We start from the raw sequence: 17,883 nt of genomic DNA on the forward strand, positions 1-17,883 counted from the left end.
TCACAATGTAAAACCTTATCTGAACAGGCGGCGTAAGCGGCTGATTAGGTTGTCGTGTTCTGCCATCAGGTCGAGGAAGGAAATATTTGCACCTTCTAAGCGTGCAGCAATGTTTTCAATGGCAATTCCAGGCAGGGTTTTCTTTTCTGATAGGATTAAAGGTTCACCCTGATTACTGGAGACAATCACCCGTTCGTCTTCGGGGATAACACCAATTAGGGGAATAGCAAGAATTTCTTGGACGTCTTGAACTGACATCATCTGATCCGCTTTTACCATTGTGGCTTTCAGGCGGTTGACAATTAGGCGGGTATTTTTAATTCCTTCCGCTTCCAGTAAGCCAATCACTCGGTCAGCATCCCGCACTGAGGTAATCTCTGGTGTAGCAACGATTAGGGCTTCAGTAGCTGCCGTAACCGCATTTTTAAACCCACTTTCGATTCCTGCTGGACAGTCCACCAAGATGTACTCGTAATTCTTGGCTAACACCCCCAACAACTTTTTCATTTGGTTGGGGTTAACGGCTTCTTTGTTACGACTTTGGGCTGCAGGTAACAGGACTAGTCCTTCCTGCCGTTTGTCTTTGACCAAAGCTTGGTCTAAGCGGCACTGACCTGTTAAGACTTCAATAGCCGTGTAGACTACGCGATTTTCTAGTCCCAACAGCAGGTCTAAGTTTCTCAAACCAAAATCTGCATCCACTAAGGCAACTCGACGACCCAAACGAGCTAGGGCTAAACCTAGATTGGCGGTAATGGTAGTTTTACCCACCCCTCCTTTGCCAGAGGTGACAACAATAATTCGACTCATGAATTCAACGACAAGTGGGTTTTAGCAACATCAGCAGCTCTAGCAATACGAATTCCAAGGGAAGTCACGTAAGCTACTTCAGGATAGTACTGAAGTGGCGGTGTCTCCGGTGCCCTAGCTACAGCATCAGCAATCCGCAACTGGGTGGGTTCCATTTTTAATGCCATAATCCGACATTTTCGATTACCATTCGCACCGGCGTGGGCAATGCCTCGTAGATGCCCCCAAACTAAGATATCCCCAGCTGCAATCAATGCACCACCAGGGTTCAAGTCTCCTATTATAACAATAGTGCCAGGGTGACGAATCTCTATACCAGAACGCACGGTCATTTGTAAGTACAGAGGTTCTGCGAGTAATTCAGTAGGTTGATCAATCTTTTGATTCAAAGAGTACTTAGGGGTTTCTTGTTCTACTGAGTACCCAGCAGCTGCAGCAGCCACAGCAGTTTGTCGGCGCGTGGTGTAGACTCGCTTTAGCCTTAACTGGACTTCCCCAAGGGCATCAGCGATCGCTTGTAGCTTCATCCCATCCAGCAATTGATCCCCAGCCATCATATGGACACTGGATTCAGGCTGCCAAAAGCGCTCTCCAGCATTGAGGCGATGCTTGAATTGTTCCCATAGGTCCGACCAATTGGCAGTACTAGGGTTTTTAGTGGCTGGTGGCAAGATCAACAACAGCCGTTTCCCCTCACTTTTTAAGCGAACTTGCCCTTGGCAGTTAACTACCGAGTTGCGGTCGTCGGAAACCGTTGAAACTGGTGATGGTTGGGCAGAATCAGAAGTCATGCAACAAGGAGCTAGATTAGTTAACGCACCGAAGATAGATTCTTCCGTGATCATACCTTCTTCAGCAAGTTCTGCTGGATAACTGTTGAGAATTTTAGCTAATGGTGGTGTAGGGCAAAAGGGCAAGATACTTAAATAGTGCTATTGCTCTGTCACCCCAGACCCACACTCGATATCCTGTCAAGCATTATTACTCTCCACTCAATCGACGGTAAACCGTGACCAAGCCATTCACATCTCCCACATTGCCAGGAAATAGCACTACAGGTAAATTAGGAAACTGGGGATGGTCAGCAGAGGTTCGCACCATTGAGCATCCAGGAAGGATCTGACCCAATAGTCGTGCTGACCTCAAAGCCAGACCAGTACTTAAGACATCATTGGAGGTAATACCCCCTTTACTGATTAAAAACCCAATATCTTTAGGTAATCCCCTCACGATATCCATCAATAAGCCTGAAACTACTGCTCCAAAGGCCAGCCGTTTCTGCACATCCTCAAAAACCAATTCCTGACGAGAGGTATAAACCACCGGTGTCTTACCAGCACTGTGAATTTCCTGAACCCGCTCGAGAATACTTGCCAAAAGTTTTGCCCGTTGCTGTTCGGATTCATCTAGTAAATTGGCAACATTTACCTCAATCCCCCCAATCCCAGATGCTCCCAATAGCTGCTCCAGCTGCTGGGTAGTCTTTTTAACGTGGGAACCCACAATCACAACTCCTGGTTTCCCCTCTCGGACATACTGAGCCATATCCATAGCGGCCACGGGTTGGGGGCCAAGACTAGCAAGGGAGGTTAAAATACTAGCAGCAGAGCGAAACAGAAAGCGTTTCCCTTGGGCAGCAGCCTTCAGGACATCTGCCGCAAATTGATCTAAATCCCCTTGGGTTTCCCCATCCACAACGCCACACTGGTTATTGGTAAGTTTGAGAAGGCGCTCCAAGCTACCGTTACGAATATCTGCTAGTAAAAACCGCTCGACCGCATCAGCCTTGATCTGACCTTTGGTCTTTTCTTGGACATAGTCGGGTAAATAACTATGGCGATATCCAAATACCGAATCATGGGCAAACTCGGTCTCATGCACTGGGGTTCTAATACCATCAATGATTAGGTAATGGACACTATCGATAGTGACTCGTCCGCCCTCAAAGAATGCGGGGACTAAGAAATGGGCATCAAATGGTCCGACTTCCTGGGCGATTACATCAGTTTCCACAGGATAATGCCCCCGCAAGGTGGAGTCAGAGCGACTGACTACCATAAAATCTTTAATTCCTTCAGCGTCTATGGCAATTTTGAGGTTATGGCAAACTTCCCGAGTCACAGTTGCTGCTTGCTCTGGGTTAAGAGCTCTGGTATTAGTAAGAATAAAAAAGATTGGGGAGTTATCCCTTAGTCCCAGCCGCAATGTATCCACATCCCAGTGCATCAGCAACAAGCAGCTGTGAACAGTCTGGGAGCCAGTCGGGTCATCATCGAGGACAATAATTTTTGGTTTTTTGGTCATTTCCCAAGCTTGTCATTAAAGTCAGTTATTTACCATAGTAATCGGGAATGGGTAATCGGGAATGGGTAATTGGTGATTGTTATAGCAATGCTCATAATTATTATAACATAAAAGTAAATTGATAGGGAGCTTGATAGCAGATAATCTATAACAATAATATCCCCAATCAAGTCAGTAAATTTTAGAGCATGTAATCGGAAGCATTAATGGAATCATCGTTATGATAACTGACAGATTAATTATGATTATAAACTACTAATTATTAAAATTATCTATAAAAATAGTTATATTTGATCCGGTTTAAAAAATCAGCTATAATTATAGTTATAGAGCAGTGCTAACTGATTATTGATAACTTATTGATAACTAGTTATACTTCCCTTATGTTCCCCGTTACCTATGTTAACGAGGATGTTAACGTTTAACTTATAAATTGCTATATAATAAGGGGTCACCAGGCAGCACTAACTTACAGTTTATCCACTATTTGTCCACTAGCTAGATTGTCGCTATAAATTATGTCAGACCAATCCCGTCCAGAACCACAAAGCACTTCAACTCTAGAAGAAATTCGCACCACACGGCTTGAAAAAGTTGAACAACTCAAAGCAGAAGGATTAATCCCCTATGCCTATAATTGGGAATCTACAGCTCAGGCTGCCGAATTGCAGCAAAACTATGCTGACCTAGGCAATAGCGAAGAAGTAGATGTCGAAGTTGCTGTTGCTGGTCGGATTATAGCTCGTCGTGTCTTTGGTAAATTAGCTTTCTTCAACATTCAGGATGAGACCGGTACAATTCAGCTTTACCTGGATAAAAAGAGAATCACTGCTAAAATGGCAGACCTTCCTAATGCTTTCAATATTCTCAAAAAACTCACTGATACTGGCGATATTATTGGGGCAAAAGGAACCATCAAGCGCACGGAGAAAGGGGAACTCTCGATCTATGTCAAGGAGTATGATATCCTGACCAAATCTCTGTTACCTTTACCAGATAAGTGGCATGGTTTAACGGATACAGAAAAGCGCTATCGTCAACGTTATGTTGACCTAATTGTTAATCCCGATGTGCGGGAAACCTTTCGTCGTCGTGCCAAAATCACTGCTTCTATTCGGCACTATTTAAACCAACAGGATTTTATTGAAATTGAAACTCCGGTACTTCAGAGTGAGGCTGGTGGTGCAGATGCCCGTCCTTTTATTACCTACCACAACACCTTACAAATGGACTTGTATCTGCGTATTGCTACGGAGTTGCATCTGAAGCGACTAATTGTTGGTGGTTTTGAAAAGGTGTATGAGTTGGGGCGTGTCTTCCGCAATGAAGGAATTTCCACTCGTCACAATCCGGAATTCACCATGATTGAAATCTATCAGGCTTACGCCGATTATAATCAGATGATGGTGTTGACGGAAAATCTGATCAGTAATGCTGCTAAGGAAGTGTTAGGTACACTAAGCATTAACTACCAAGGTGAAGTAATTGATCTAACTCCCCCTTGGCGTAAAGTAACGATGCACGAGTTAGTCAAAGACCAAACTGGTTTAGATTTTGATAAGTTTACCAACATTGAGCAGGCAAAAGCAGCAGCCAAAGATGCTGGTGTGGAGGTTCCCAATGATTGCTATTCTATTGGCAAATTGCTCAATGAAGCCTTTGAGCAAAAGGTAGAAGAAACGTTAATCCAACCGACTTTTGTTCTGGATTATCCTGTGGAAATCTCTCCCCTCACTAAACCCCATCGCTCAAAATCAGGTTTAGTGGAACGGTTTGAATTGTTTATAGTGGGAAGAGAAACAGCAAACAGTTATTCTGAGTTAACTGATCCTATAGATCAACGGCAACGACTAGAAGCACAAGCAGCCAAGAAAGCAGCAGGAGATTTGGAAGCTCAAGATGTTGATGAAGACTTTCTGGCTGCCCTGGAGTATGGTATGCCTCCCACTGGTGGTTTAGGTATTGGTATTGACCGTTTAGTGATGCTACTGACTAATTCACCGAGTATTCGGGATGTGATTGCTTTCCCATTGCTGAAAAGTACCAGTGCTGTGATTAAATCCTTCGACTACGATGTAGACAAAAAAATTCTTCGGCTTGAATTTAATAATGGTAGTATCTACAAGTATCGAGATGTACCAGAGGAGATCTACAATGGTTTGAAAGATAATCCTTCTATCGGTCAGTATTTTAATACCCATATCCGCGAAAAATATGGCTTCGACCGATAAATTTAGTGTCAGGATTCAGCCCAAGGCTCATTAGCTATAACCTAGTGACTTGCTGTTGGATTATAAGTTTAGCGGTCAGATGAAAATTTAGTTCTTAATCAGCGATTAGCTAACCTTGTGCAAAGCTAATCGCTTGTAGGTTAGATAGATTAAAGTAAAGCATTGACAAATAAACAAAAATGTGCGTAGGTAAGGATTGATAGTGCGTTCGTGCTTTGCTAGACCAGGGATCACTAAATTCACGAGTCATTTATCAAAGACTTTTGAATTTTTCATTAACAATGAACAGGTAACAGTTAACAATAAAGAATTAGCAGTAAAACCTGTAGCTAGCTTGTAATGAACATACGCACTGTCTCTACTAAGCCCTTTACAGACCAAAAACCCGGTACTTCCGGACTTCGTAAGTCGGTCACCGTTTTTCAGGAGCCCCATTACCTAGAAAACTTTATCCAGTCTATCTTTGACTCCCTAGAAGGCTGTGAAGGTCAAACCCTAGTTGTAGGGGGTGATGGTCGCTACTACAATCGGCAAGCAATTCAGACCATTCTCAAAATGGCAGCCGCCAATGGGTTAGGTCGGTTGTTAGTCGGTTGTGGTGGTATTCTGTCTACCCCAGCAGCATCTTGTGTTATTCGCAAGCATAAGGCATTAGGTGGCATTATCCTCTCGGCCAGCCACAATCCTGGGGGTCCAAAGGGTGACTTCGGTGTCAAATATAACACCAATAATGGTGGACCAGCACCGGAAAAGGTGACGGAAGCTATCTATGCTCGGAGTAAAGTCATCGATAGTTACAAAATCCTGGACGCTGCGGATGTCAATCTAGACCGACCAGGTGCATTTACTCTGGGAACCTTGAGCGTTGAAGTGATTGACCCAGTTGAGCCTTATACTCAATTGATGGAGTCCCTATTTGACTTTGACCGCATTCACCAGCTACTAACCTCTGGGAAATTCCGGATGTGTATGGATTCATTACATGCGGTAACTGGTCCCTATGCCCATGCTATTTTTGAACAACGCCTAGGGGCACCAGAAGGTACAGTACTTAATGGTATACCGTTAGAAGATTTTGGCGGTGGTCATCCTGACCCTAATTTAGTCTATGCTAAGGACTTGGTGGATATTCTCTATGGTGATAATGCCCCGGACTTTGGGGCTGCTTCCGATGGGGATGGCGATCGCAATATGATCCTAGGAAGCTCGTTCTTCGTTACCCCCAGTGATAGCATAGCCGTGTTAACCGCCAATGCCCATCTCGTACCTGGTTATAGTCAAGGTTTAGCAGGGGTAGCCCGTTCCATGCCCACCAGTGCTGCTGTAGACCGAGTGGCGGCTCAGTTGGGTATTGATTGCTATGAAACCCCAACAGGTTGGAAGTTTTTTGGCAATTTATTGGATGCAGGTAAAGCCACTTTGTGCGGTGAAGAAAGTTTTGGCACTGGTTCTAACCATGTACGGGAAAAAGATGGGCTGTGGGCAGTGCTATTCTGGCTCAATATCCTGGCAGTGCGGGGTGAATCAGTGGAGCAGATTGTCCGTAGCCACTGGCAAACCTATGGTCGTAATTTCTATTCCCGCCATGACTATGAAGAGGTAGATGGGGCACGAGCTCAGGAACTGATGGAGCGTCTGCGTTCAAGTGTCCCAGACCTGAAAGGACAGCAATTTGGTTCTTACCAGGTAGAGTATGGTGATGACTTTAGTTACACAGACCCAGTAGATGGGAGTGTCAGCCAAAAGCAGGGGATTCGGATTGGCTTTACTGATGGCTCTCGGATTGTATTCCGCCTATCTGGCACTGGCACAAAAGGGGCAACCCTACGGCTCTATTTAGAGAGCTATGAGCCAGATTCCACTAAGCATGACGTGGATACTCAACAAGCATTGGAACCACTGATTTCCCTTGCTCATGAGATTGCCCAGATTCGGAAGTTTACAGAACGGGAGGTTCCCACTGTAATTACCTGAGGTAAAGAAAGGAACACGGGTAATAGGTAAGGTAATAGGTAATAGGTAATAGGTAATAGGTAATAGGTAATAGGTAATAGGTAATAGGTCAAACCCCGACCAGTTACCTATTACCCATTAGCCGTTACCAATGAGTAACTGTCTCGGTAATAGTGGATAGCCTAGATTTCAAGAGCAACAGATTTTTATTCCTATAAAAATTTTCATCATTGTTTCATTTAGCTCATTTCCACAGATGGTTTTTGGAGATTTCGTCCAATAAAGACCTAGCTGGCTAGGTTTTGAGATTTACTTTTGAACATTATTTATTGTACATTAGTGAATTTTTAAACTGATATTAAATACCCTTATGTTAACCTTTTCAGCTTTCCGTAACTCAGCATTATTCGAATGCTTACCTCTTTTATTCAAAAACACCTCAAGTAGCGTGCGTGGCACAGGCTTCGACGCTGGGAGGTAGCCCATTAGCTGATAGCTGATAGCTTACCCACTAACTGCTCTGAGGCACGGTAAAATTCCTCATTCATAATTATTAGCTGATTGATGTTATATAATAATTAGTTTTTGATCAGTACCAAGTAAGTAAAAATTTTATAAATTTTTATGAAATTTCCATGAAAATCCCTATTTTGATAGTGACATTTACGGATTTTTATGCCATTTATACTAATGGTAGGATTTTTTTTAAGTCAAAACGCAAAAAAAAATCTGAAGCCTAGAACCAAACTACTTTTTTGACTAGGTCATCTTTTAGGGATGAGATTTGATCAGGGAATGGTTAGCCAGTCAAACTCTAGAAAAGGCTTCAAAAAATTTATCCACTGGAACTGGATAAATTTGAGCAGGGCATCTTTGAACTATTAAAGGGGGTGTTTTCCCCTTATCCATATATCTAGAAACATGTATCTAGAAAGGTACTGTAGTCTAGATACATCGATAAGCATGATTAAATTTGCCCCAAAAGTTCACAGATAAAGTGCACAGACTCTTATCTCATCTCATCCTAGGGACATTGAGTAATGCCAGTTTAGTTACACATCCCGTGACTTACTAAGTTGGGATGGAATAATTAAAAATTTTTTGGTGCATTACGACGGAAAATAAAAGCCAACCACTGTAAACACAGATAACTTTTGGGAGAAAACTATCTTATGGTTCTGATTGAAGCTGAAAGCGATCGCGTAACGCTAATAAACTACCAGACAATTATTAAGAACGTTGCTTCAGGCGGTCAAGCTGTCCAGATATCAAACTTTAATGACCCGGTTGGAGAACCCGGTATACTTAGATTTGAATGGACAGCACAGGATGGACCGGCTGGTAAGTACGATATTAGTATTGCCTACTTTGACGAAGTGGATGGTAACTCTCCACTAACATTTAGCGTCAACGGACAGGAAGTTGGTACCTATGTTTATAATCTAAACTTACCTGGGATTACAGCTGAGCCAAGGAATTATGTCCCTTTAAGCGGTGCCAATTCCAGTGGCACACTAACTGCTCAGGCTAATCCAAATGCCATTTTTAAGGGCGTAGACCTTGTTCCAGGGGATGAAATAGAAATCTCGGTACTGGCAGATAGCAATAATCCTGAAATGAATTTCGAGCTAGGGCGACTTGATGCCATTGAAATTACCCCAGCTGAAATTACCCCAGCTGAAATTACCCCAGCTGAAGAGATTATCCCCAGTTTGGATCTGTTCTGGCATAATCCTGTCAGTGGACAAGTTGGTGTGTGGACTCTAAATCAACAGGGCACTAGCGTCGAGACCGCAGCGTTCATTACCGATCAAAGTGGTCAAGAGTTGTTGGTACCAGAGAACACTGGATTTGAAGCCCGTGGTGTTGTGGATTTAGGCGATGGTAACAGGAGTCCTCTGTGGCGTGATACGGTGAGCGGCGGTTTTGCTATTTGGAAGATGGAAGGCTCCGAGTTGCAGGAGGCAATAACTATTGACCCACCAGCAGATGGCCCAGGATCAAACCTTGAGTGGGAAATCCGTGGCACGGGAGATGTTAACGGTGGTGGTGGAGAAGAAATCTTCTGGTACAACACATCTACTGGAGAAATTGCTGTTTCGGAGATAGATGAAACCGGGTTTCAGAATGCTAGGTTTATTACGGATAGCAATAATCAGCATATGACCATATCACCTAATGATCCCTGGCAGTTAGTTGCGGCTGGAGACATGGATGGCGATGGTGACGCAGATGCTATCTGGCAAAATATGACTACCAAACAGTTTGCCTACTGGGAGCTTGATGGTCTTGATGGTACTGTTTACCAGGAGTCAGTGCTGATCAATTCCCGACCAGCAGACGGTGATTGGGAATTCCGTGGTGCCTATGACGCTAACAACGATGGTATTGATGATTTCTTCTTCCGTAATTCCATGACTGGAGACAATGGCATCTGGATGATCGAGAATAACTCAGTGAGTGATGATAATATTGTCGGGATCACTCCGGTCGAAGATACTAACTTCTCCTTCTACGTTTAGGATAGTCAGCAGCTAGCTTTACTGTTGTAATTAAAGTCAAGAAAAACCCACCCCTTGAGCGTAAGCAGAAGGGGTGGGCTGTTTGTTCACTTCAATCTGAGTCTAATATCTCCGAGTTTTAGGGCAAACGCATCTAATCGTCAGAAAAATTTTGATGATTCTTTGATTGAGCTGATTTCCATAGATGCTTTTTGGAGATTTCGTCAAGTCAAGACCTAGCTGGCTACATTTGAACATTATTTATTGTAAATTAGCTGAGGGGGTGACATGAGCCCTAAAAAGCTTAGTATATAAGGCTTTGATGCCAATGAGCTCAGGGAAGATACAGTCCCAAATTAACCCTCCTTTCATTTAATGGCAAGCTCAAACCCTTATAACATAGTCCAAGGTCGCGCCCAAAACAGAATGTATCTTTTAGGTGCGACCCGTGGCGAATTTAATTCGCCACGGGTCGCACCTCTGCATCGCTAAGTAACTTATGGGCTGAAATTATTACCCAGTAAGGATTTCAGCTTGCATGTCACCCCCCCAGGTAAATTAGTTAATTTTATTACTAATCTCAAATTTTGCACCACAGTAAATTGATTGGGGCAAAAACTTGTGTGCACACCTCAATGACTGAATGAAAGAGGGACTGAATGAAAAAGGTAATTCTTTAACCCGGATTTGGTATAACCCCTAACTGCTCTGAGGCAGGGGAAAATTACTCATTCATAATTCTTAGCTCACTGATGTTATATAATAATTAGTTTTTGCTTAGTACCAACTCAGTAAAAATTTAATAAATATTTATTAAATTTTAATTAAAATATCTAATTCCATAGTGACAATTACGGAATTTTATGGCATTTATACTAGTGGTAGGATTTTTTTTCAGTCAAAACGCCAAAAAAAAAATATGAAGCCTGGAACAAAACTAATTTTTTGACTAGGTCATCTCTTAGGGTTGGAATTTTATCAGGGTATCGTTAGCCAGTCAAAATCTAGAAAAGGCTTCAAAAAATTTATCCAGTTTCACTGGATAAATTTGAGCAGGGCATCTTTGAACTATTAAAGGGGGTGTTTTACCCTTATCGATATATCTAGAAATAGGTATCTAAAAACATGTATCTAGAAAGTTACTGTACCCTAGATACATCGATAAGCATGATTAAATTTTTCCCCAAAAGTTCACATATAAAGTGCACAGACTCTTATCTCATCTCATGGCAGGGACGTTGAGTAATTCCAGTGTCTTGATGCAGTCGCTCATGGGGGAAACCACGGCAGACCGCGAGTGGGGGAGACCCCCAAGACCGCACTGCCTCCCCAAGACCGTAATGGTGCGTTTGACCCGTAATTAAATTCGCCACGGGTCGCACCTCTGCATCGCTTTTGTAAGTGACACATCCCATAACTTAGTTAGTTGGGATGGAGTAATTAAAAATTTTTTGGTGCATCAGGACTGAAAAGAAAAGCCAACCAGTGTAAACACAGATAACTAACTTTTGGGAAAAAACTATCTTATGGTTCTGATTGAAGCAGAAGGCACTCGCGTTACGCGACAAAACTACGGCATAACCGGTTTCAACAATATTGATCTCGTTGCTTCAGGGGGTCGAGCCGTCGAGATCTCAAACTTTGATAACCCGCAAGGAGAACCCGGTGTGCTGACATTTACATGGACAGCACAGGATGGACCGGCTGGTAAGTATGATATTCGTATTGCCTACTTTGACGAAGAGGATGGGGAATCTCCACTGACATTTAGTGTTAATGGACAGGAAGTTGGTACATATGTTTTTAATCTAAACATACCTGCAAATACACCTGATCCAACAGCTGAGCCAAGGAATTATGTCCCTCTGAGGGGTGGCAATTCAAGCGGCACCCTAAGTGCTGAGGATAATCCAAATAAACCCCTTTTTCAAAACATAGACCTTGCTCCAGGGGATGAAATACAAATCTCGGTACTGGCAGATAGCAATAATCCTGAATTGAATTTCGAGCGAGGGCGAGTTGATGCCATTGAAATTACCCGAGCCCCCAGTGTGGATCTGTTCTGGCATAATCCTGTCAATGCACAAGTTGCTTTGTGGACTCTAAATGGCCAGGGCACTAGCGTTGAGACGACAGCGTTCATTACAGATCAAAGTGGTCAGGAGGTGTTGGTACCAGAGAACGCTGGATTTGAAGCCCGTGGTGTTATAGATTTAGGGGATGGTATCAGGAATCCTCTGTGGCGTAATAAGATGACTGGCGCTGTTGGGGTTTGGAACATGGAACGCTCCGAGTTCCAGGATGCAATAATTACTCAGGCACCAGCAGGTCAACCAGGATCAGACCTCAACTGGGAAATCCGTGGCACCGGAGATGTTAACCGTGATGGTGCAGAAGAAATTTTCTGGTACAACACATCCAGCGGAGAAATTGCTGTTTGGGAGATAGATCAAAACGGATTTCAGAATGCTACCTTTATTACGGATACCAATCTTAACAAGATAATAATATCACCTAATGATCCCTGGCAGTTAGTTGCGGCTGGAGACATGGATGACGATGGTGACGCAGATGCTATCTGGCAAAATATGAATACCCAACAGTTTGCCTACTGGGAGCTTGATGGTACTGTTTTCCAGGAGCCAGTGCTGATCGATGCCCGACCAGCAGACGGTCCTTGGGAATTCCGTGGTGCCTATGACGCTAACCGAGATGGTATTGATGATTTCTTCTTCCGTAATTCTGTCACTGGACAAAATGGCCTGTGGACGATCGAGAATGACTCACTTGGTCAGATTGTCGTTATCGATACGGTTCCAGATCTCAACTTCTCCTACTACGTCTAGGATAGTCAGCAGCTAGCTAATGGAACTTGCGTGTAAAAAAAATACCAATTAAAGTAGGGTGGGCAAAGTAATATAATTTAGAATAATCAAAAGAAACAAGCTGTTGTTGCCCACCCTACAAGCTAAAAACTGGTATTTTATTTTTTGGCTACTCTCTTACTATTGTAATTAAAGTCAAGAAAAACCCACCCCTTCTGCTTACGCTCAAGGGGTGGGTTGATTGTTCACTCAAATCTGAGTATAATATCTCCGACTGTTAATCACTTCGTAGTCAGGTAAATCGTTAATTGTTAGTTAATTGTTAGTTAATTTTTATAGCGGTTTGCGATTTTTTAAGTACATAGTTATGGGTTTTTCTGGAGCAGGGAACAGGGAGCAGGGAACAGGGAAAACAATCCTGTGTACCTGATAGTTATGCAAACCGCTATAGTTAATTGTTAGTTATTAATTTAAAACTTTCAATTTTCAATTTATTGATAACATTATTATGTGGGTTTCAGTGGTAATAATTCAGTTAAAGACCAAATACTTAGGTTCAGTTGCTCAGCAATTTGTGCCTCAAAAGCGTGAATTGATATCGAAATCATGGAGTCGGTTTACGATCCCAGTCAACGGATGTGGTTTTTAATTCCCGACCACCCCACATTTCCGTCTCGAAAGTAGCACTTTCTCCAGCACTGAGGTTAGGGGGATTGGTGTACATGGAGCTGGTGCCAATTACACTGCCGTCATCATCCAGAATTTCATAATTTACTCGGGTCGAGTAGACAGTGACTGATTACACCCAAAGATAGAACTACAGACGAGATCGCTACTTTACTACGAAACATGATCAGTCTCCTGGTTTGAACCTTGAAGTTTGTAATGTTAATACTGAGGTGTTTCGGTCATTGGCTGACTCGAATTCAACCTCTACTTACATTTCTGAAGCCCATCCAAGTTTTACGCAGTGGATTGTCTAATCTTTACAAAACTAAAAAAAAAGCTCTGGTCAGACTTGGCATAAAAAGCCGGAAAAGTGCCTAAAACGTAGGGTGCGTCAGTAATGCACCCTACTCGTAGCATCAGAAGAAACCATGGCGACCAATGAGCAGATACCCTGAATGGGACCGAGTGCGATCGCTTTCAGCAGGTGATCAGCTTGGTTAGCAAATCCTGACCAGGTTACTCCTAACCCTCCCAACACAGGGTTAATATCATGTCAGGTTGAATACCCATAATTAAGGAGAGGGTGGGACCCACCCCTAACCCCTCCCAGGAGGGGAATGTGGGGAGATTGGGAGATAGGGAGATAGGGAGATTTTTCTTAAGGGTAATTATCCCGACATGATATAAGGATAGGGTCTGATTACAATCAGTAGGATGATGGTAAACACTGATTGACTCTTTGACACGGACGCGATCGCCTACTTTGATCTGGCTATGGTTATAAAGTTAGTGAAATACCAGTAACGATTAAATTGATCCATGTCAGAAACACCCCAAACCTCAGCTCAAATAGAGCTGGGTAGTACCATGGAAAGCCATGAGCTAACCGCCACCACGGCAAAATGGTTTGACTATCCAGTGCGAGTCCATCCCCACCACACTGACTATGCTGGTATAGTCTGGCATGGTACCTACATTCGCTGGATGGAAGAAGCGAGGGTGGAGTACTTACGCTCGATGGGTATGGATTATAGTGATCTCGTCAGGCTAGGATGCGATTTACCAGTAGTAGAACTTTCTTTACGGTATCACCGGGCAATGCCAATGGGCACAGCAGTAGTTGTCAAGACAGGCATCGCCGAAATGAAAGGTGTCCGTATGAACTGGAATTATAAAATTCAATCCCATGATGGCAAAGAACTTTACGTAACCGGTCGTGTGATTCTAGTAGCCGTTGACCGAGAGCAGGGTAAGATTATGCGCAAGTTACCACCAGTGCTAAAGGATTTATTAGAGAAGCTTTCTAGTTGAGGCAATGGAACTGAGGTTATTTTATGGTTATTTAGCAATATCAGCATATTGCCACGCTTGTTGATATTGCTGTTGTATAGTTTCTGCTTCTGCTGTTTTTCCTTGTGCTTGCAAACTTTTTGCTAAACCATGTAATGACCAACCATTTTCGGGATAAATATCTAAATCATCACGAAAAGCTTGTTCTGCTTGCTCTGGCTGATTGCCTTGTAGCAGGATTGTGCCTAGCAAATTACGGGTAGGAGAATACCAATCTGGTGGTTCAGTATAAACCAGCTTATCTTCTAGAGCAATAGCATTTTTTAAGTGACTAGTTGCTGTCGTGTAATCTTGCTCAAGAGTAGCAATTGAACCGGTTAAGACTTCAACGGCAATTTTAAGAACACTAGCAGTAGAATTAAAACTCCAGATTTTCAATTCTTCTAAATCAGGATCAGCCATTAAAGCTTGTAATTTAGCTAATTCTTGATTAGCTTCTTCTTTCTTACCTTGAGACGTGAAAGCCATACCTCTAGCATAATGCCAAACACCCGTAGCATATTTCATATCAGTTGTTGGTGCAGGTGTTTCTAGGATTTTATCCCATTTTCCAAAGCGCACTTCTGTATAAAGTGGAACAACATAAAAATGTTGTATTATACCAGATAAACTTGGATTACCAATCAGACTTGAATCAACTGCTGCTGTTTGTTGTGCTGCTTCCATTGCTATTTCACTTTGTCCACTCATTACCGCTGCAAACCAGAGGAAATGGTAGTTATGAGGAACATAACCAATAGTATAAATACTTTGAGGATGGGGGGATGCCAGATAGTTACGATCCGCCATAACTGCTTTTTGATTAGCAATAACAGCATCTTGGTAACGTCCGACTCGAATATAGATGTGAGAGGGCATATGGACTAAATGTCCTGAAGCGGGAACGAGATTGCGGAGATTATCAGCAGCTTCTATGGCTAATTTGGGTTGTTCTTTCTCAGTGGCATGGATATAGAAGTGAGTAGCTCCCGGATGCTTAGGATTTCTTTCTAAAACTGATTCTAATGTTGCTAAAATTGGCTTGGCTTCTGGTTTGAGTTCCCCATTATCTTGCCAATAGTCCCAAGGCATGGTATCCATTAGGGATTCTGCGTATAGAGTTGCGACATCTAAATCATCAGGATAATCTTGAACAACCTGCTTCATTGCCTGAGCATAAGCTAGATCAAGGGAGGAACGATCTGCCATTGGTTGTTCCGAATAACGCTGTGCTAAAGCTTTAATATAAGCCTGTTCCTTTGGAGATGCCTTGTTACTTAGTGCGATCGCTTGTTGAATTGCTTGCCAAGCCTCTGATACTTGTTCATCTGCCATTGGTGCATTGATATTTGGTCCTTGAACATAAGCTAATCCCCAGTAGCACATGGCACAATTAGGATCTAGCCTACTTGCTTCTTTAAAAGCACGAGCAGCTTCAGCATGATTAAAAGCGTAGGCAAGAATTAAACCTTGATCAAAATACTTTTGAGCTAAGTCTGAGGTAGTGGAAATAGGGTAATGATAATTCCCAAGATTATCTATTAGTTCTACTCGTTCAATCTTTTCCTGGGCAGATGACGCTGAAACTGGAGGATTAAACAGGAAAGGGGATAGTAAATTAGGAATAATGATTAATCCTAAACCGACTATAAAACCTATAGTCAACGTTTTTAGCTTATGATTCATTTTGTTGTTCCTCATACAGTCCCCCATCCCTGTTGCATCAGTTAGCCTCAGAAAACTAAATTGCTGCATTTAGTCATTAGTCATTTGTCACCCACCAAAGTCTCTTGGTACTTACAAATGACCAATGACTAATTACTGTTAACCACAGCAGTGATGACTTATGAAATTGCAGGGCAATTCACATTTGTGCCACCTAAACCACAATACCCATTAGGATTTTTAGCCAGGTACTGCTGGTGATAGCCCTCTGCGTAATAAAACTCAGGAGCATCTATAATTTCTGTGGTAATATTACCATAACCGGCGACCTTCAGGGCTTGCTGAAAAGCGTTTTGTGAGGCTTCGGCTAGCTTCTTTTGGTCTTCAGAATAGGTATAAATTCCTGAACGGTACTGAGTACCAGTATCATTGCCTTGGCGCATGCCTTGGGTGGGATTGTGGCTTTCCCAGAAGACTTTCAAGAGTGCTTCGTAACTGATTACGTTTGGGTCAAATACCACCAGCACCACTTCATTGTGGCCGGTCATGCCTGTACAGACCTCTTGATAAGTAGGGTTAGGGGTAATTCCAGCAGCGTAACCTACTGCGGTAGTGAACACTCCCTCCTGTTGCCAGAATCGGCGTTCTGCTCCCCAAAAACATCCCATGCCAAACATCGCCATTTCCAATCCATCAGGGTAAGGGGGTTTGAGAGGATTGCCGTTGACGTAGTGACGCTCGGGTACTGGCATGAGTTCTGAGCGTCCCGGTAAGGCTTCCTCAGCAGTAGGCACAGTCAGCTTTTTCTTAAATCCGAAGAGTACCATTAGTTTTAAATTTTAGTTTTGATCAATGTCTGGACTTACTTAACATTTTGCAACATTTATGACCAAATTACTCCTTCGTTAGTGGTAACTACCAATAGACTGTTAAACAGCTATTGGCTAGCTACTAAGAACTAAAGACTCACAGGACTAAAAACTCTCCGACTCAGGAGGAGGAGGATTTAGTTTTTGCTAAACTACGATATTCCCAAGCTGGAACAAACTTAGGGTCTCGCCACAACCCTCGCCGATATCGTTTGGCATTGGCTTCAGCACTATCGACCATTTCCGCACTGGGGCAATCTTTCAGATAGGGGCGATATACCTGTGCTAGTCCTTCTTTAACTAGGACTTCCTGGACAAAGGTGCCATCGGTTAAGCGTACTTCACTGACGCTGCGCCCATAGCGGTCAGTATCAGTAACGGTCAAAACCACCTGATTATCGCTTTGTTTAACCAGTTCCTGAAGTCGCTCCTTGGCTTTATTTCCCCATTTGAATTGACTTTTGTCTACCAATTTGCGGCTTTGCTTCTCTTTTTTGGAATGGGCAATTTCTGGAGCGTCGATACAGGCAAACCGAACTTTGACATCCTTGCCAAACCTGTCAGCGACGAGAATGGTATCCCCGTCAGATACCCGTTTGACAGTGTAATTCCCGATTCCTAACTGGTCTAGAAGGGCGGCACATCCGAAGAGACTCAGGATTAGGACAGAGGCTACTATCCATTTGAAAATGTTTTGGATTAGTTGGCGAGTTGGATTCATGGTCAA

At 43.0% G+C, this 17,883-nt stretch carries 13 protein-coding genes and 1 pseudogene; 5 read left to right on the top strand and 9 right to left on the bottom strand.

What is annotated here, in order from left to right:
* Positions 1–15: 15 nt before the first annotated feature.
* The 3 genes from minD to F6K53_RS08320 all read right to left on the bottom strand — a co-directional run bounded on the left by minD (position 16) and on the right by F6K53_RS08320 (position 3,114).
* Positions 16–810, bottom strand: a complete 795-nt coding sequence (gene minD, locus F6K53_RS08310) for a septum site-determining protein MinD (protein ID WP_293043306.1) — start codon at positions 808–810, stop codon at positions 16–18.
* Complete coding sequence (gene minC / locus F6K53_RS08315) at positions 807–1,727, bottom strand: septum site-determining protein MinC (RefSeq protein WP_293023253.1); 921 nt, start codon at positions 1,725–1,727, stop codon at positions 807–809. The genes minD and minC overlap by 4 nt, the downstream gene beginning before the upstream one ends.
* A gap of 64 nt (positions 1,728–1,791) precedes the next feature.
* Positions 1,792–3,114 (bottom strand): four-carbon acid sugar kinase family protein, encoded by a 1,323-nt coding sequence (locus F6K53_RS08320; protein WP_293064520.1) that lies wholly within the window; start codon positions 3,112–3,114, stop codon positions 1,792–1,794.
* 518 nt (positions 3,115–3,632) lie between these two features.
* Here F6K53_RS08320 and lysS point away from each other — a divergent pair.
* The 3 genes from lysS (at position 3,633) to F6K53_RS08335 (ending at position 9,820) form a co-directional block, all read left to right on the top strand.
* On the top strand, positions 3,633–5,345 hold the full coding sequence (gene lysS, locus F6K53_RS08325) for a lysine--tRNA ligase (protein ID WP_293064523.1): 1,713 nt from the start codon (positions 3,633–3,635) through the stop codon (positions 5,343–5,345).
* A gap of 339 nt (positions 5,346–5,684) precedes the next feature.
* Positions 5,685–7,319, top strand: a complete 1,635-nt coding sequence (locus F6K53_RS08330) for an alpha-D-glucose phosphate-specific phosphoglucomutase (RefSeq protein ID WP_293064526.1) — start codon at positions 5,685–5,687, stop codon at positions 7,317–7,319.
* Between the two features lie 1,151 nt (positions 7,320–8,470).
* Complete coding sequence (locus tag F6K53_RS08335; RefSeq protein ID WP_293064529.1) at positions 8,471–9,820, top strand: hypothetical protein; 1,350 nt, start codon at positions 8,471–8,473, stop codon at positions 9,818–9,820.
* A 1,193-nt stretch (positions 9,821–11,013) separates the two neighbouring features.
* On the opposite strand, the gene F6K53_RS08340 is transcribed toward F6K53_RS08335, so the two are convergent.
* Entirely contained in the window at positions 11,014–11,214 is a 201-nt protein-coding gene (locus tag F6K53_RS08340) for a hypothetical protein (RefSeq protein ID WP_293028160.1), read from the bottom strand.
* 111 nt (positions 11,215–11,325) lie between these two features.
* Here F6K53_RS08340 and F6K53_RS08345 point away from each other — a divergent pair, with 111 nt between their 5' ends.
* On the top strand, positions 11,326–12,645 hold the full coding sequence (locus tag F6K53_RS08345; RefSeq protein ID WP_293028162.1) for an FG-GAP-like repeat-containing protein: 1,320 nt from the start codon (positions 11,326–11,328) through the stop codon (positions 12,643–12,645).
* Between the two features lie 583 nt (positions 12,646–13,228).
* On the opposite strand, the pseudogene F6K53_RS08350 reads toward F6K53_RS08345, so the two are convergent.
* Both F6K53_RS08350 and F6K53_RS45720 read right to left on the bottom strand, forming a co-directional pair.
* Positions 13,229–13,402: pseudogene (locus F6K53_RS08350) on the bottom strand (FxLYD domain-containing protein); the annotation flags it as partial.
* Positions 13,403–13,815: 413 nt separating this feature from the next.
* Positions 13,816–14,061: a ferredoxin-thioredoxin reductase variable chain gene (locus tag F6K53_RS45720; RefSeq protein WP_364301172.1), complete on the bottom strand. Its 246-nt coding sequence runs from the start codon at positions 14,059–14,061 to the stop codon at positions 13,816–13,818.
* Between the two features lie 51 nt (positions 14,062–14,112).
* Between F6K53_RS45720 and F6K53_RS08355 the strand changes: the two genes are divergently transcribed.
* Positions 14,113–14,604 carry a thioesterase family protein gene (locus F6K53_RS08355; RefSeq protein ID WP_293028164.1) on the top strand — a complete coding sequence of 164 codons (492 nt, stop codon included), beginning with the start codon at positions 14,113–14,115 and terminating at the stop codon, positions 14,602–14,604.
* A 27-nt stretch (positions 14,605–14,631) separates the two neighbouring features.
* Here F6K53_RS08355 and F6K53_RS08360 read toward each other — a convergent pair whose 3' ends face one another.
* The 3 genes from F6K53_RS08360 to F6K53_RS08370 all read right to left on the bottom strand — a co-directional run bounded on the left by F6K53_RS08360 (position 14,632) and on the right by F6K53_RS08370 (position 17,877).
* Positions 14,632–16,308 (bottom strand): hypothetical protein, encoded by a 1,677-nt coding sequence (locus F6K53_RS08360; RefSeq protein WP_293028166.1) that lies wholly within the window; start codon positions 16,306–16,308, stop codon positions 14,632–14,634.
* 158 nt (positions 16,309–16,466) lie between these two features.
* On the bottom strand, positions 16,467–17,114 hold the full coding sequence (gene msrA / locus F6K53_RS08365) for a peptide-methionine (S)-S-oxide reductase MsrA (RefSeq protein ID WP_293028168.1): 648 nt from the start codon (positions 17,112–17,114) through the stop codon (positions 16,467–16,469).
* A gap of 163 nt (positions 17,115–17,277) precedes the next feature.
* Positions 17,278–17,877: a thermonuclease family protein gene (locus F6K53_RS08370; RefSeq protein ID WP_293028170.1), complete on the bottom strand. Its 600-nt coding sequence runs from the start codon at positions 17,875–17,877 to the stop codon at positions 17,278–17,280.
* Positions 17,878–17,883 lie beyond the last annotated feature (6 nt).

Origin of the sequence: Moorena sp. SIO4A1 (assembly GCF_010672065.1) — a bacterium.
GTDB lineage: Bacteria > Cyanobacteriota > Cyanobacteriia > Cyanobacteriales > Coleofasciculaceae > Moorena.

Bases quoted from the DNA above. Each gene is read 5' to 3' on its own strand.
- minD (WP_293043306.1), bottom strand. From the start codon at position 810: ATGAGTCGAATTATTGTTGTCACCTCTGGCAAAGGAGGGGTGGGTAAA.
- F6K53_RS08320 (WP_293064520.1), bottom strand. From the start codon at position 3,114: ATGACCAAAAAACCAAAAATTATTGTCCTCGATGATGACCCGACTGGC.
- lysS (WP_293064523.1), top strand. From the start codon at position 3,633: ATGTCAGACCAATCCCGTCCAGAACCACAAAGCACTTCAACTCTAGAA.
- F6K53_RS08330 (WP_293064526.1), top strand. From the start codon at position 5,685: ATGAACATACGCACTGTCTCTACTAAGCCCTTTACAGACCAAAAACCC.
- F6K53_RS08335 (WP_293064529.1), top strand. From the start codon at position 8,471: ATGGTTCTGATTGAAGCTGAAAGCGATCGCGTAACGCTAATAAACTAC.
- F6K53_RS08340 (WP_293028160.1), bottom strand. From the start codon at position 11,214: ATGGGATGTGTCACTTACAAAAGCGATGCAGAGGTGCGACCCGTGGCG.
- F6K53_RS08345 (WP_293028162.1), top strand. From the start codon at position 11,326: ATGGTTCTGATTGAAGCAGAAGGCACTCGCGTTACGCGACAAAACTAC.
- F6K53_RS08355 (WP_293028164.1), top strand. From the start codon at position 14,113: ATGTCAGAAACACCCCAAACCTCAGCTCAAATAGAGCTGGGTAGTACC.
- F6K53_RS08360 (WP_293028166.1), bottom strand. From the start codon at position 16,308: ATGAATCATAAGCTAAAAACGTTGACTATAGGTTTTATAGTCGGTTTA.
- msrA (WP_293028168.1), bottom strand. From the start codon at position 17,114: ATGGTACTCTTCGGATTTAAGAAAAAGCTGACTGTGCCTACTGCTGAG.
- F6K53_RS08370 (WP_293028170.1), bottom strand. From the start codon at position 17,877: ATGAATCCAACTCGCCAACTAATCCAAAACATTTTCAAATGGATAGTA.